The sequence below is a fragment of the Mucilaginibacter sp. P5_A4 genome (genome assembly GCF_056400605.1).
Genome location: NZ_JBFUKX010000184.1, coordinates 1 through 533 on the forward strand (window position 1 = coordinate 1; position 533 = coordinate 533).

General features: G+C 34.0%; 1 protein-coding gene. It reads left to right on the forward strand.

The genetic code is table 11. The features are described from left to right. Window positions 1-85 precede the first annotated feature (85 nt). On the forward strand, window positions 86-533 hold a 448-nt coding region (locus AC1DQW_RS27925), incomplete at its 3' end, for a hypothetical protein (RefSeq protein ID WP_477457060.1).

Genomic DNA, 533 nt, shown 5'->3' on the forward strand with positions numbered 1-533 from the left:
AGGAAAATTCAGTAATTGCCGGGGTACCTGCTAAGTTGATTAGAAAACGTGGTGAAAATAAAAAATCTGTTTAGATTATAATGTAATGGGACAAGAAGTTAAGGTTAATAAAGTCGGAATTGTTTTCCATCGTTTTGGTCCTTATCACATTTGCAGAATTAATGCTTTAAATGAAGTTATTAGTACTGTAGGCTATGAGCTATCAAGTGTTACTAAGGAATATAAATGGAGTAAAATAACGGATAAACAAAATTTCGAAAGAATAACGCTATTTATTGATACGGATAGTCGAGATGCCAGCGTAAAAGAATTAAAGAAAAGATTATATGAAAAGCTGAACGCTGAGAATCCTGATTTAATGCTTATTAATGGTTGGGGTGATAAGGGAGGGCTTTTAACCTTAAAATGGTGCCTAAGGAACAAAAAAACCGCAATCCTAATGACAGATGAAACGGAGGTAACTAATCCCAGATTTTGGTTGAAAGAGCATATAAAAAGAAAAGTTGTTCAGCTCTTTGATGCCGCATTAGTAG